11 protein-coding genes are annotated in these 14,636 nt (G+C 62.0%); 7 read left to right on the forward strand and 4 right to left on the reverse strand.

All coding sequences use genetic code 11. The features are described 5' to 3' along the window. Positions 1-9: 9 nt before the first annotated feature. Complete coding sequence (locus tag ACZ881_RS05600) at positions 10-2,592, reverse strand: DUF7507 domain-containing protein (RefSeq protein WP_476113139.1); 2,583 nt, start codon at positions 2,590-2,592, stop codon at positions 10-12. Between the two features lie 160 nt (positions 2,593-2,752). Next, positions 2,753-3,106 carry a hypothetical protein gene (locus tag ACZ881_RS05605; protein WP_476113142.1) on the reverse strand — a complete coding sequence of 118 codons (354 nt, stop codon included), beginning with the start codon at positions 3,104-3,106 and terminating at the stop codon, positions 2,753-2,755. A 235-nt stretch (positions 3,107-3,341) separates the two neighbouring features. Here ACZ881_RS05605 and ACZ881_RS05610 point away from each other — a divergent pair, with 235 nt between their 5' ends. The 5 genes from ACZ881_RS05610 to ACZ881_RS05630 all read left to right on the forward strand — a co-directional run bounded on the left by ACZ881_RS05610 (position 3,342) and on the right by ACZ881_RS05630 (position 9,534). Beyond that, positions 3,342-4,100, forward strand: a complete 759-nt coding sequence (locus ACZ881_RS05610) for a hypothetical protein (protein WP_476113144.1) — start codon at positions 3,342-3,344, stop codon at positions 4,098-4,100. A 113-nt stretch (positions 4,101-4,213) separates the two neighbouring features. Continuing rightward, positions 4,214-4,588 carry a hypothetical protein gene (locus tag ACZ881_RS05615; RefSeq protein ID WP_476113146.1) on the forward strand — a complete coding sequence of 125 codons (375 nt, stop codon included), beginning with the start codon at positions 4,214-4,216 and terminating at the stop codon, positions 4,586-4,588. A 56-nt stretch (positions 4,589-4,644) separates the two neighbouring features. Next, entirely contained in the window at positions 4,645-6,156 is a 1,512-nt protein-coding gene (locus tag ACZ881_RS05620; protein WP_476113148.1) for an aldehyde dehydrogenase family protein, read from the forward strand. Further along, positions 6,157-7,812: a GMC family oxidoreductase gene (locus ACZ881_RS05625; RefSeq protein WP_476113150.1), complete on the forward strand. Its 1,656-nt coding sequence runs from the start codon at positions 6,157-6,159 to the stop codon at positions 7,810-7,812. A gap of 144 nt (positions 7,813-7,956) precedes the next feature. Beyond that, a complete protein-coding gene (locus ACZ881_RS05630) occupies positions 7,957-9,534 on the forward strand; it encodes an APC family permease (protein WP_476113152.1) in 1,578 nt (525 codons plus the stop codon). Positions 9,535-9,626: 92 nt separating this feature from the next. On the opposite strand, the gene ACZ881_RS05635 is transcribed toward ACZ881_RS05630, so the two are convergent. Next, entirely contained in the window at positions 9,627-10,844 is a 1,218-nt protein-coding gene (locus ACZ881_RS05635) for an acyl-CoA dehydrogenase family protein (protein ID WP_476113154.1), read from the reverse strand. Positions 10,845-10,973: 129 nt separating this feature from the next. Between ACZ881_RS05635 and ACZ881_RS05640 the strand changes: the two genes are divergently transcribed. Together ACZ881_RS05640 and ACZ881_RS05645 are read left to right on the forward strand one after the other, a co-directional pair. Next, positions 10,974-12,692: an AMP-binding protein gene (locus ACZ881_RS05640; protein ID WP_476113156.1), complete on the forward strand. Its 1,719-nt coding sequence runs from the start codon at positions 10,974-10,976 to the stop codon at positions 12,690-12,692. 42 nt (positions 12,693-12,734) lie between these two features. Further along, entirely contained in the window at positions 12,735-13,244 is a 510-nt protein-coding gene (locus ACZ881_RS05645) for a MarR family winged helix-turn-helix transcriptional regulator (protein WP_091464998.1), read from the forward strand. Positions 13,245-13,260: 16 nt separating this feature from the next. Here ACZ881_RS05645 and ACZ881_RS05650 read toward each other — a convergent pair whose 3' ends face one another. Then, entirely contained in the window at positions 13,261-14,631 is a 1,371-nt protein-coding gene (locus ACZ881_RS05650; RefSeq protein WP_476113158.1) for an HNH endonuclease, read from the reverse strand. Positions 14,632-14,636 lie beyond the last annotated feature (5 nt).

Consider the following 14,636-nt stretch of genomic DNA (forward strand, 5'->3'; position numbering starts at 1 on the left):
ACAGGAGGTCTAAGTGCTGGTGATGTTTCGGCGGCGGACATTGACGAGTCCCAGGCCGAGGGCTGTCAGGACGAGAATCGATCCGGCTGCGGTGAAAGGCCACCAGCCGATGCCGCCGGACTCTGGCATTTCCAGTGCGGGCACATCGCGCACCGTGATGAGGAAGATCCCATCACCGTCGGTGTCGCTGCTGCTCACGACGCCCGCACCGCTTCCCTGCCCAACTGTCACCGCGCCGCTAGCTGCGACGGTGAATTGCACAGGCTCGGCCAACAGGTTGAAACCCTCGGGTGCGGTGGTCTCTTCGAGCCAGTAGATACCCGGTTTGATTCCCTCGAGTTGGAACAAACCTGTTTCGCCTGCCACCGCAACCGCGGTTGGGCTTACCAGGGCAGCTCCGGGGACGCCGTTGTTGTTGGTGTAGATCGTCCAGGAAGAGCCGGCCATTCTGACCCATTCCTCGTCGGAAGATTCACCGACCTTTTCGATGAGTACTTTGGCGGGTGTCTGATGTGTGGTGGTGCAGTCAGGGCCGGGACCAGAGGAACCGGATTCGGCGCAGGTTTGGGGAGGTGTGCTGCCGCTGCCGGTCACCGTGTTGATCAATGTGGCGTTCCAGGCACTGGTTTTTACCGTGACGCTGTAGCGCAGTGTCGCTGTTTGACCGGCGGGAAGAGTGAAAGCGGCCGTAGTGAGAGTTGTTGAAGGGGCCACCGGGTTTGCGACGGGAATGGGAGTGCCCGTCCCAATGGTGAGGGTTGCTGAGCCCGGGACGAACGTCGCGTTGTCCAGGACATCGGCAAGGTTGTCCTTAAGGATCACCCCTGTGATGATGCCGCTGAGGCTGGTCGCGGTCACTGCGTAGTTGATGGTCTGGCCAGGCATGACTGATCCGTTCGCCGGAACAGTACCGTTGACCGTCGCCGTCTTCTTGATCTTCCACGCCGGGGGTGCCTTAATTTCTGCATCGTCAGTTGCTGTGACCGGCGGCCCTATGGCCGGATTGCCGGTGACCTTGGCGGTGTTTGTCAGCACGCCGGTGATCACGTCGTTCTGGGTAACAACGTAGGTGGCTGTAGCAGTCACCGTTTGCCCGGCCAGCAACACACCAGGCAGCCCAGGCCAGGTGTAAGTCAGGGCTGACATGGCGCCTGTGCCGGAGAACTGCGTTTCACTGATCACGACGCCGGTCAAGGTGACGTTGCCGGTGTTTTGGGCGACGAAGGTGTAGGTGGCGGTTTGGCCGGCCACAAGGGTGGTCCTGTCCACGGTCTTGACCAACGTGATGGCCGGAACACCTGCAGGGGCGATGGTGACGATGTAGTCCTCCACCTCGCCTGAATTCGACGGCCCGATGGGCAACTGGACCTGGGCGGTGTTGTAACCGATCCGGAAGCGCGCATAGGTTGTTCCGGCAGTCATCCCCGCAGGGACAGCGGACCAGGTGAGCGTGGCCGATGTGGCTCCGGCCGCAAAGCTGGCACACGCCCGCTCCGCAGTGTTGTTGAAGAGCCCGTCTTTATTGACGTCGATCCACCCGCACGTCATGCCGGCTTTGCTGGCACCACTGATGGCGACGGTTCTGGAGTAGCTGGTGGCCCCCGCCGTCATGGGCGCCATGACGACGCCATCGTCCATTTGGTCCAGCGCTGCAGTAACGCTGGCATTGGGCGACACCGTGCCGTTGGCAACGTTGGCGTTATCCTCGGTGAGGTTGGCACCCAGCGTTACGTCGGATGTAACAGCCCTCGCGGCGCTGCCTTGATCATAGGACGCCGGAGCATCCCCGAAGTCCTGCGGAACCGTGACGGCCATGAGGAAGTTGTCTTGGTTGTGATCATTGGCATTCGTGACGACGTTATCCGTGTAGCCCGGTATCGAGTTACTGACCGGCACGTGAACGCTGCTGACATCGAAGGTCAGGGTGGTTACAATCCCGTTGATTCGCACCGATCCGCACGCGGCAGTGGCTTCAGCGTCAATGGGATCCGGCGTATCCGTCTGAACATTTGTGGCACAGTTGGTACTCGTATTGTGGTTTGTCGCCGTGATCGAATTGCCGGCGACCGCCAAATTGCCACCTGAGAGCTTCGTCATGGTCAACCCGGCAGTTGTTAGGTTCAAAACAGAATGAAGCTGGGACTGTAGATCGATAGTTCCGTCTTTGCCAGTGTCCTGAAAGACGTTGCCGCCTAGTCCAGCAATGTTCAGCACCGGGTTTCTGACCGGTTGGCTAAAGGCAACTGTGACGGTGCCGAGCCCCGAACATGTCCCACTGGCCGGGCAGTTATTCACGGCGTCCGTCCAGAACTCGACGGCGGGAGAAGCAGCGGGGACGCCCTGCGAATAGTCAGAGGCGACATACCCCCGGCTGTCCAGCGTCGTCCTGCCTGCCAGGTAGGTCAGGCCGGACTGGTCATAGGTGGTGGTCAGGCCAGATCCCGGCATGGTCAGCACGGCGGCTCCGCCAGTAACGTTCGCCGGGGCTGTGGCCACTTCGTAGGCCTGCGCCGGCGCGCCTAATGACAGCCCGCCAAGGACCACCATCAACGCGGCAAAAATGGCCGTCGCTCTCCCGCGGGGAAACTTCAATGGAGGTCCTTCCAAGAACTCTTACTCAACCGCTCCGCTGGGGGGCGGAACATTTACAGGGCAAAGCCCCCGCCCTCAGCAGGGCGAAGCTTCACTAAGGGAGTAGCGGCAGGGAACTGAATGTGTCGCAAGTTCCAGGAAGTTTTTTGATAGACACCTATCAGCCGCGAACTGCAATGAGGGCATCTTGCTGGTCGTGGAACTCCCGAAAGGCCGAACGCCCGGTCACTCGCATGCTGCTCAGTAGTTCGCCGCCGTGCAGTTGATCCCGCGTCGTCACCGAGTAGGAAAAGCTCCGATAGGCGGTCTCGAACCTTCCGAGGCGGCCGATGGGCTGAACGTCCCTCCGTGACAACGGCAGGAACTGAAGTTCTTCCAAAGCCTCATTGGTCAGCGATCCGGGGACCAGTTGGACGCCAGTGAGGCGCCGACCCGTTTCGTTGATGATCCACGCCGTGAAAACTACCGTCTCCCCCGGTCTGACCAGCCGCCTGTCTGCTGCATACATCAGCACCAAGCCCGACCCTTGAGACCGCCGTTTGAGATGGCCCCATCTGGATTTGAGCTGCCGAATACCCTCTACTGCCCGTTCACTTCGCACACCCGTTAAGTGATGAACAGGCGCCGATCGTGTCGCCACTTGGTCCTTAATGGATCCAAGGAAATACTCCGCCATTCCGCGTACCACCACTGGCGGCCAATTCGTCAATGTCGCGACACAAATCCAGTACCCGCGGTACTTACTTGACATGAACGACCAAACAGAGATTCTTAGCGGCGACCTCGTTATTACATCCTGTGGACTCCAACTTCGCTGGCAGCAAAGCAGCCTGCAAGCGGGATGGAAGCTTCCCGGTGATTGGCTGGTACCCGAGGTCGCGGAGACCACCAGGGCGAGAGTCCGGGGGGACGAACTCCAGAACGTGGCCAGACGGCTGGGCGCCTCCCGCGCCTATCACGGGGTGGGTGTCCGCGAGACCATGATGGACCTTCGCGCCTTTTACACCGTTGCCGATTTGCCCCCGGATGACTCTTCCATGCTTGCCTTAGTAGAGGGATGGACCGCGGAGATAGAGCGGCTGGAACCTCTCTCCTGCACTGATGTCCGCACAGGGCTGGCTACGTTCGCGCACTTTGAACGACTCATCTACGACGTGGCGGTCAGCGGATCCCGGGCACAACAAGCCCAGACCATTGCGTCCCTCCATCTCGACTGGTCCGATCAAGGCCATCGTCTTGGCTGGGATCTGCTTGCGGACGTAGGGAACATCTGCAGCGAGGAACTTGCCACGATCAACGTCTCGGCTGCCTACCACCGAGGAAGTATCCACGCCATCATGGAGCGCACTACTCAAAGTTACGAAGCCCTTTTCCGCTGCCGCGAACGCCTCGATGCACTCACCAGGTGGCCTTCTTCAGCTACTACAGTCCACTTCGAACCCGTCCCGACCACCCGGGCGGATTTCACGAAAACAACAGCTGCGCTCCGAACCCGACGAGCGGCCTGAACACGATGGTTCCCTTTCAGTCAGAGATGGCAACGGCCACTCCGACGGCGGGCCCCGCCACTAGGAATCAGTGCGACTTCTTCAGAAGCGTCGTCACGGCAGACCCCGAACGCATGCTGGAAAGACACTTCACTACATGGTGCGCACGGTTCAAAATAGCGCTTGGCGACTCGGGATTCACCACCGAAACAGGCCGCGTCGTCTACCCCGCTCATGGAGTAACCGAGGCCGATGGAACCGTGTGGCTGTCTACCCTGGCATCCTTTGATAGATCCGGGATCCGCGGGCAAGTAGAACATAATCCGCATTTCCGGCGCATGCTCCTCGATGTAGCCAAATCGCCCGACAGAGCCCCCGACGGGATAGCGCTGCTGATAGGCAGGACGCCGTATCAGGTGATTTTCCAGAACACAAAGGAAGCCGGCGGCGACCACATCGTCAATGTCGCTTTCATCAATCGGGCACCGCTTAATATCAACCCTCTTTGAACATCTGTTCATAATTTTCCTTGAACAGATGTTCAAGATGCACTAGCCTGCTTCGTATGACCCAAGCCACATTTTCCGATTCCGCCTCCACACTTTTCATCAACGGTGCGTGGGAGCCGGCTGCTTCCGGCGCGGTGCGCGAAATCCGTAACCCTGCCGACGGCGAGCTGGTCGCCACGGTGTCCGAAGCCGGCCGTGAAGACGCCGAGCGCGCCATTTCCGCAGCTCGCGCTGCCTTCGACTCCGGCGTCTGGTCTTCAGTCCCGGCCCCCGAGCGCGGCGCATTCCTGCTCAAAGTCGCAGCGGAACTGCGCGAACGCCGGGAGAAGTTCGCCCGCGCCGAATCCTTGGACACCGGCAAGCGCATCATCGAAAGCCGCATCGACATCGACGACATCGCCGCCTGCTTCGAATACTTCGGGCGTCTCGCCGGGCAGTCTGCCGGCCGGGTGGTCGACGCCGGGGACCCCGCCGTCGTGAGCAAAATAGTCTACGAGCCGGTAGGCGTCTGCGGCTTGATCACGCCATGGAACTACCCGCTGCTGCAGGCGGCGTGGAAGATCGCGCCCGCCCTGGCCGCTGGCTGCACCTTCGTCCTCAAGCCCGCCGAGCTGACCCCGTCCACGGCGATCCTTGCCATGCAGTTGCTGAAGGACCTTGGCCTGCCGAACGGCGTCGCCAACCTCGTGACGGGCCCGGGAGCCCAGGCTGGCGCACCCCTTTCGGAGCACCCCGACATTGATCTGGTCTCCTTCACCGGCGGATTGGAAACCGGCAAGCGCATTGCCGCAGCCGCAGCCGGCACCGTGAAAAAGGTGGCGCTGGAGCTTGGCGGCAAGAACCCCAATGTCGTGTTCGCTGACGCTGACTTCGACGCCGCCGTCGACAATGCGCTGAACGGTGCCTTTGTGCATTCAGGACAGGTCTGCTCCGCCGGCGCGCGGCTGGTGGTGGAGGAATCCATCGCCGAACGCTTCGTTGACGAACTGGTCCGTAAGGCACAGGACATTCGCCTCGGGGGGCCCTTCGATGAGTCCGCCGAAACCGGACCGCTGATCTCCGCGGCCCACCGGGAGAAGGTGGACGCCTACGTCCAGCGTGGCGTGGCCGAAGGCGCACGGCTGCGGTGCGGCGGCGCGGCACCTGAAGGCGAGAAGTTCGACGCCGGCTTCTACTACCAGCCGACCGTCCTGGACCGCGTCCAAAAGGGAATGTCGGTAGTCATCGACGAAGCCTTTGGCCCGGTAGTAACAGTGGAAACCTTCCGCACTGAGGACGAAGCCGTAGCCACCGCCAACGACACCATCTACGGACTGGCCGGTGCCGTCTGGACCCAGGATGCCGGCAAGGCCCAGCGGGTAGCGGGCCGTTTGCGGCACGGCACGGTCTGGATCAACGACTACCACCCCTACCTTCCCCAGGCCGAGTGGGGCGGCTTCGGCCAGTCCGGCGTCGGCCGCGAGCTCGGGCCCACCGGATTGGGTGAATACCAGGAAGCCAAGCACATCTACCAAAACACCAGCCCCCAGGTGACCGGCTGGTTCGCAGACCACGGCAAGGAGAAATAGATGCACGTTGACAACATTGAGGACCTCAGTGAGCGCGGGTTCGATTACGTCATCATCGGCGGAGGATCTGCAGGAGCCGCCGTCGCCGCCCGGCTGAGCGAAGACCCTGCCGTCACCGTTGCCTTGGTGGAAGCCGGACCTGATGACCGGAACCTGCCGGAGATCCTGCAGCTGGACCGCTGGATGGAGCTGCTGGAATCCGGCTACGACTGGGACTACCCGGTGGAACCGCAGGAAAACGGCAACTCCTTCATGCGTCACGCCCGCGCCAAGGTGATGGGTGGCTGCTCCAGCCACAACTCCTGCATCGCCTTTTGGGCTCCCCGCGAAGACCTGGATGAGTGGGAGTCAAAGTACGGCGCCACCGGCTGGAACGCTGGCGCCGCTTGGCCTTTATACAAGCGCCTGGAAACCAATGAGGACGCCGGCCCGGATGCTCCCCATCATGGCGATTCCGGTCCTGTGCACTTGATGAACGTTCCCCCGAACGATCCCGCCGGAGTCGCGCTCCTTGATGCCTGCGAGCAGACCGGCATCCCCCGCGCAAAGTTCAATGACGGCACCACCGTGATCAACGGCGCTAATTTCTTCCAGATCAACCGCCGCTCGGACGGCACGCGTTCCTCCAGTTCTGTCTCCTATATCCACCCCATCGTCGATCGCGAAAACTTCACGCTGCTGACCGGCCTGCGGGCACGCCAACTGGTGTTCGACGCTGACAAGCGCTGCACCGGCGTCGATGTTGTGGACTCGGCCTTCGGCCGGACGCACAGGCTCGCGGCGCGTCGCGAGGTCATCCTGTCTACTGGCGCCATCGACTCCCCCAAGCTCCTCATGCTTTCCGGCATAGGCCCTGCTGCACATCTGGCGGCGCATGGCATCGAGGTACTGGTGGATTCCCCCGGCGTCGGCGAGCACCTGCAGGACCACCCGGAAGGCGTGGTGCAGTTCGAGGCCAAGCAGCCCATGGTGCAGACCTCCACCCAGTGGTGGGAGATCGGCATCTTCACCCCCACCGAGCCGGGCCTCGACCGCCCGGACCTGATGATGCACTATGGCTCCGTGCCCTTCGACATGAACACCCTGCGGTACGGCTATCCCACTACGGAGAACGGCTTCAGCCTCACACCGAACGTCACGCATGCCCGTTCCCGCGGGACGGTCCGGCTGCGTAGTCGGGACTTCCGCGACAAGCCCATGGTGGACCCCCGGTACTTCACCGATCCTGAAGGGCACGATATGCGCGTCATGGTGGCCGGCATCCGGAAAGCCCGGGAAATTGCTGCGCAACCAGCCATGGCTGAATGGACCGGCCGGGAACTCTCTCCTGGAATTGAGGCACAGAGCGACGAGGAACTGCAGGATTACATCCGCAAAACGCACAACACCGTCTACCACCCGGTCGGCACAGTCCGCATGGGACCAGTGGATGACAACATGTCACCCCTGGATCCCGAGCTGCGGGTCAAGGGCGTCACCGGGCTGCGCGTGGCCGATGCCTCCGTCATGCCGGAACACGTCACCGTGAACCCCAACATCACAGTGATGATGATTGGCGAACGTTGCGCCGACCTCATTAAGTCTGACCTCGTCCGAGCCAACCGGACGGAGGAAACCACGACGGCGGAAGCCGACTTCAGCTTGTCCCTCGCCTGAACAGGCACCCTGCTTTTAGACCCACGCAACAAACAATGGGGGAACAGCCCGAGGCACATCGTGGTGCCCGGCCTTTGATTTCGACTGCGTCCAACGGCGGCCGCAGGTAATCACCATTCGTGCATGTCTGAATTAGGAGTTCGAATGTTAGAACCCAGCAAAATAGGACCCTGCAAGAGCGATGCAAGCGGCATGGACGAGTTTGGCTATGCCCAAACCCTTGATCGCAGCATCGGTAAGTTTGCCAGCTTCGCGGCCGGCGTCAGTTACATCTCCATTCTCACCGGCGTTTTTCAATTGTTTTACTTTGGATTTTCGACGGCGGGACCCGCCTACGCCTGGTCGTGGCCCATCGTCTTCGTCGGCCAACTCATGGTCGCCCTATGCTTTGCGGAACTGGCCGGACGCTACCCCGTGGCCGGATCGGTGTACAACTGGGCAAAAAGGCTCTCGACAGGAACATGGGCCTGGTTGGCGGGCTGGTTGCTGCTGCTGTCCTCGATCATGGCCCTGGGGTCCGTGGCCCTGGCCCTCCAAATCACCTTGCCGCAGATCTGGAGCGGTTTCCAACTGGTAGGCGACGGAACAGGTCCTTACGACTTCGCCGTCAACGGAGTCATCCTGGCCAGTATCATGATCGGCATTTCCACGCTCATCAACGCGTTCGGCGTGAAACTCATGACCATGATCAACAGCGTGGGCGTGTTCGTGGAACTCGTTGCGGCCGTCCTGCTCATTGCGGCACTCATCTGGCATTCCGTCCGCGGACCGGAAGTCCTCCTGGACACGGCTGGATTCGGCGAAGAGCATCCTTTGGGCTTCTTCGGAGTGTTCCTCATCGCCGCTATGGCTTCCGGCTACGTCATGTACGGATTCGACACCGCAAGTTCCTTGGGCGAAGAGACCAAGGACCCCAAGCGCACGGCTCCCAGGGCGATCCTGCGCGCCGTCACGGCGTCCTTCCTCCTGGGTGGTCTGCTCCTTCTGGGCGGAATCCTGGCCGCCCCCGATCTTTCCGACCCCAAGCTCGGAGCCGCCGATGGCGGGCTGCAGTACATTGTGTTGTCGGTGCTGGGTGGCCCGTTCGGCAAGGCGTTCCTGGCGTGCATCGTCGTGGCTGTAGTGGTCTGTACTCTGGCCGTTCATGCAGCGGCTATCCGGATGATGTTTGCCATGGCCAGGGACAACAACCTTCCCTTCAGCCGTCAGCTCAGCAAAGTGCACCCCACCCGTAAAACCCCCACAGTGGCTGCCATCGTTATTGGCGTGGTGGCAGTGATTCCGCTGATCGTCAACATCTCGCAGCCAGCCATCTTCACCATTCTGTCCAGCATCAGCATCGTCCTGATCTACCTGTCCTACCTGCTGGTGACAGTGCCCTTGCTGCGGCGCCGGTTCCTGAAGAAGTGGCCCTTGCAGGACGACGGATCAGAACCGGGATTCAGCCTCGGCAAATGGGGGCTCCCCGTGAACATCCTGGCCGTGCTGTGGGGCGGCGCGATGACGTTGAACCTGGTGTGGCCGCGGCCGGAGATCTACAACTCAGTACCGCCCTTCGAGTGGTACCTGCAATGGGGTGGCGTCATCTTTGTCGCAGCGGTCATCATCGGCGGAACGCTCCTCTACCGCCTCCGCATCAGGCATCGGACAGGAGTCCTGGCCGAGCACGCAGCCCTGGTCACGCCTGAGGAGTCCCCCCAAGTGGCAGCTCAAAGCTCCTAGCAAGCGCGACTGCCTCACTTCTAACGAGCATCCCTTCGCCGACGTTCAACCGGCGAAGGGATGCTCGCTGCGTATTGCACCAGCTGGCGTCCTCAGACGAACGCCGACTTCCCCGTCACCGCGCGGGCCACGATCATGGAGTTGATCTCGTAGCTGCCTTCGTACGTGTACAGAATCTCTGCGTCGCCGAAGAGCTTGGCCATCTCGTAGTCGGTGGTGATCCCGTTCCCGCCCAACAAAGAACGGCCCATGGCAACGGAGGAACGGGCCAGCCGGGTGGTGGTGGCTTTGCACATGGCAGCCTGCACCATCTCGAGTTTCCCGGCCTGCTGGATCCGGGCGAGTTCAACCATCATGGACAGGGAGGCATTGGCATTGCCCAGAATGTCTGCGAGCTGCTGCTGCACCAGCTGGAAGCGGGCCAGCTCTTTGCCGAACTGCCGGCGCTCCAAAGCGTAGGAACGGGCGATATCAAAGGCGGCCAATTGAATTCCCGCAGCTTGCCAGCCCACCCATGCCCGGGAATCACGCAAGAGGTCATTAGCGCGGGAAAACTCCGTGGCACCCGGCAGGAGGTTTTCCAAAGGAATGCGCACCTCGTCCAACACGATGTCCGCATTCTGCATGATGCGCAGGCCGATCTTGTTGGAGATCTTGGTGGCTGAGTAGCCGGGGCGGTCCGTCTCGACGATGAAGCCCTTGATGTGTCCGTCAGCCTCGTCGCGAGCCCAAACGAGGGCAAAGTCGGCAATCGTGCCGGCCCCTATCCATCGCTTGGCACCGTTGATGACCCAATCGCCGCCGTCGCGTCGCGCCGTCGTCGAGAGTCCTCCGGCGATGTCCGATCCGTGATCCGGTTCTGTCAGCGCGAAGGCACCCAGTTGGCTGAAAGCCTCCAGCCCAGGCAGCCATTTGCGTTTCTGTTCAGCGGAACCGAGCTCGTCAATCATGCCGACAATGAGCTCATTGTGGATGCCCACCAGCGCTGAAAGGGACACATCCGCCCGCGCGACCTCGGTGTACATGAGGCCCTTGAACAGCTTTGAGGAGCCGTCCGTCTGCAGCCCACCCAGCCCGAACTTGGCCATGTCAGCCAGCAGCCCGAACGGAAATTCTTCCCGGTTCCAGTAGTCGATGCTCGCAGCCCGGATCCGTGTTTGCAGGAACTCCCTAATCTCGAGATACCGTGCACGCTCCCCAGCTGGGAGCAGGTCAATGACGTGCATCAAGTCCGCCTCCGGATAAGGAGGCAGGACGCGTTCTGGTGCCGCACCGCTGGTAACGGTGCCGGCAGCTTTTTCGTCGAGCATTAGACCCCTTCGTCATGTCCCGCATGGGCTCTTCCAAACCCTTGGATGTCCTAGTATATTGCAAGGTGATGTGGATCACTAGGCGGGAAGCCCGGCGATGGTGCCGGGAACCCGAAGGAAAGGCGGACTATGACAGTCACAGAAGACTTCCGTGCGGCCCGCGATCGGCTCCTGGAGCTGCGCGAGGACTACAAGCAGGCACACGCAGAATTCCAATGGCCCCGCTTTGAGGAGTTCAACTTCGCACTCGACTGGTTCGACCAGATCGCCGCCGACGAAACCAGGGGCCGCCAGCCCGCGCTGGTCATCGTGGAACAGGACGGCAGTTCAACCCGGCGCACCTTCAAGGACCTCTCCCGGAGGTCCTCCCAACTCGCCAACTGGCTGCGGGACCAAGGCGTCAAGCGCGGCGAGCACATGATCATCATGCTCGGCAACCAGGTTGAGCTGTGGGAACTCATGCTGGCAGGCATCAAGCTGGGCATCGTCATGATCCCCACCACCACCCTCATGGGCGCCCGCGATCTCCAGGACCGGGTGGAGCGCGGCGGGGCCACTTGGGTGGCTGTAGGAAGCGCCAACATCGGCAAGTTCTCCGACGTCGAGGGTGATTACACACTGATTGAGGTCGGCTCAGGGAGCACCAACGCGAACGCTAAGCAGTACTCGGATTCGTACGACGCCGGTACGGACTTCACGCCCGATGCGCCCACTCGCGCCGACGAGACACTGCTGCTTTACTTCACGTCCGGCACCACCTCACGGGCGAAACTCGTGGAGCACACGCACACGTCCTATCCTGTGGGCCACTTGTCCACTATGTACTGGATCGGTCTGGAACCGGGCGACGTCCACCTGAATGTCGCCTCCCCCGGCTGGGCAAAGCACGCTTGGTCCAACGTCTTCACGCCGTGGATCGCCGAGGCTACCGTCTTCATTTACAACTACCAACGCTTCGACGCTGCGTCTCTCATGGAACAGATGGGCCGCGAAGGCGTCACGAGTTTCTGCGCCCCACCCACTGTCTGGCGCATGCTCATCCAGGCCGACCTCACCCAACTCACCACCCCGCCACTCAAGGTGGTCTCTGCCGGCGAACCACTCAACGCCGAAGTTATCGGCCAGGTGGAGGAAGCCTGGGGAGTCACCATCCGTGACGGCTTCGGCCAAACCGAATCCACGGTCCAGATCGCCAACACGCCTGCGCAGCCGGTGAAAATCGGCTCCATGGGACGGCCACTGCCGGGATACGACGTGGTCCTGGTGGACCCGCTCACCGGGCAGGAATCCGACGACGGCGAACTCTGCTTGCGCTTGGACCCCCGTCCCGTGGGACTCATGAAGAGTTACTTCGGCGACGAAGCCAAGACGGCCGAAGCCTTCCGCGATGGCTACTATCACACGGGCGACATGGCGAGCCGGGATTCCGACGGCGTCATTACTTACGTCGGCCGGGATGACGACGTCTTCAAGTCCTCCGACTATCGATTGTCGCCTTTCGAACTCGAGAGCGTCCTGATCGAACACCCGGCAGTAGCGGAGGCCGCCGTCGTACCTTCGCCTGACGCTGTAAAGCTGTCGGTGCCCAAGGCGTTTGTGGTGTTGGCTGCCGGCTATGAAGCCGGCCCGGCGGTCGCAGAGGACATTCTCAGGTACTGCCGTGAGCATTTGGCGCCGTTCAAGCGCATCCGGCGGCTCGAATTTGGGGAGCTGCCCAAGACGATTTCCGGCAAGATCAGGCGGGTGGAGCTGCGTGGGACGGAGGTCGCCCGGCACGGCGACGGCCCGCTGCCCGCAGGTTTGGGCGTCGAATACGCAGAGGAAGAGTTCCCGAATCTGAAAGACTAGCCAACCAGTACACCAAGCTATTCCGGCAACCGAAGGAGGCCTATGGGCACGCCCCTCCCCCGCGACCCCATCGCCGATGCCCAACGAAACTGGGAACGGCATGGTTGGGGCGACGTCGCCGCGCCCATGGCTGCCATCACCGCGATCATGCGCACACAGCAGATCCTCCTGGCGCGCATCGAAACGGTGCTCAAGCCGTTCGGGCTAACGTTCGCGCGCTACGAACTGTTGGCGTTGCTGAGCTTCGCACGCAGCGGCGCGCTGCCCATGAACAAAGCCAGTGCGCTCTTGCAGGTCCACCCGACGTCGGTGACCAACGCCGTCGACCGCTTGGAGAAAGCCGCCCTGGTGGCACGTTCCCCGCACCCAACGGACGGGCGCACGACCCTCATCGAACTCACCGCAGAGGGACGCACCCTCGCCAAAAAAGCGACGGCGGCACTCAACGCCGAGGTTTTTGGCAAGTCAGGCTTCGGAACCGAGGACGTCGATCACCTCATCCGTGTACTGGGCACCTTCCGCAGGGACGCCGGGGACTTCACGGAAGAATAGGACGTCAACGAGCTTTCTACGTTCTGGAGGGGCGGTGTCCGGGTAGGGGTGGGGCTTTCGATTGATAGCTGTGCCCGGTGGGGGTGCTGATTTCCAGGGTGTGCGTACCCCCGTGCACGTCAGCATGTACGGTTTTGCTGGCCCAGCCGGGGTTTTCCTTGGTGTGGTTGCACGCCTCGCACAGACCTGCACCGTTGGCGAGGTTCGTTTTCCCTCCGGAACGCCAAGGAACCACATGGTCGATATGCCGGATGGGCGCATCGCAGTACGGCATCCGGCAGGTATCGTCGCGGGTTTCAATGAAACGCCGAAGCCGCCTCGGGAAGAGCCGGGCTTTGGAGTCCATGCTCAGGAGCTCACCACTGGCCGGCGCGGTGTAAAGCCGCCGAAGCCAGACAGTGAGCTCTGTATCCGGCGTTCTCGTGTGGACCTGGCCGGCTTGCCCCGAACCGACTATTTCCCTTCCCCATTCGGCGGGGACGATTCCGTAGCCCTTGAGCCGGGCTGGTTCGCTGTCACCTTGGAACAGGGTGCGGTCGGTCATGACAAGGTCCAGGTTGATCCCTGAAATCCCGCCAGGTGCGCCGGTGACGCGCTCGACCAAGGTATCGGCCATGACCTGACCACGGGTCGGGACAACACCAGAGCCCGCATCACCGCTGGAACGGGCCGAATCAGCAGCCTGGCAAAGAGCAGCGTAAACAGCCACCCCTTGGGCCACAGGAAGCAGCGCGGTCAGGTACGTCATGGTGTCCGGCGCCGGGCGCAGGCTCACCATCCGTTCGGCTGCGGCACGGCTCGCACGCCCGACCACCGAGCGCGGATCCCGCCGATACGCCGCAGCCTTCGCCGCCGCAACAATCGCCTTATCGCCCTTCCCGTCAAAAGTCCCGGTATCGGGAGCGAGCTCCTCATCCACCGCGCACCGGTCCTCAACAGACAAACACGCGGTCTCTTTCACCAGCAGCGTGGCCCGCCACTCATTCAACTGCCCCGCCTTCAGGGCCGCCAACGTCCGCGGCATCTCCAGCACAAGGGCCTTCGCCAAACCCAGCAACCGGGACCCACGATTCGGTGACTCCCGCCGGGCCAACGCCACCTGGGCACCCACCCCACTGCCACGCTCCGAAACAGGAACACCCGCCTCGGCCTGCTCGGCACGCTGGGCAAGATCAAAAGCCACAGCAACCCGCGCCTGCAAAGCCGTGATAGCCGACTTCATCTCCTCCAAAACCCGCAACTGCTCGATCAGGTCCCCACTCACGGTGCCGGCCGGAACCGCGCCAGTGCTGACTGGAACCGCGCCGCGCTGAACAGCATCCGCAACCACGGGAGCGCGCCCAAGCGCCACCACCGCGCCCGCCTGCTTATTCCCAATCCGCTCCATGCCCT

The sequence above is a fragment of the Paenarthrobacter sp. TE3676 genome, from assembly GCF_056279165.1.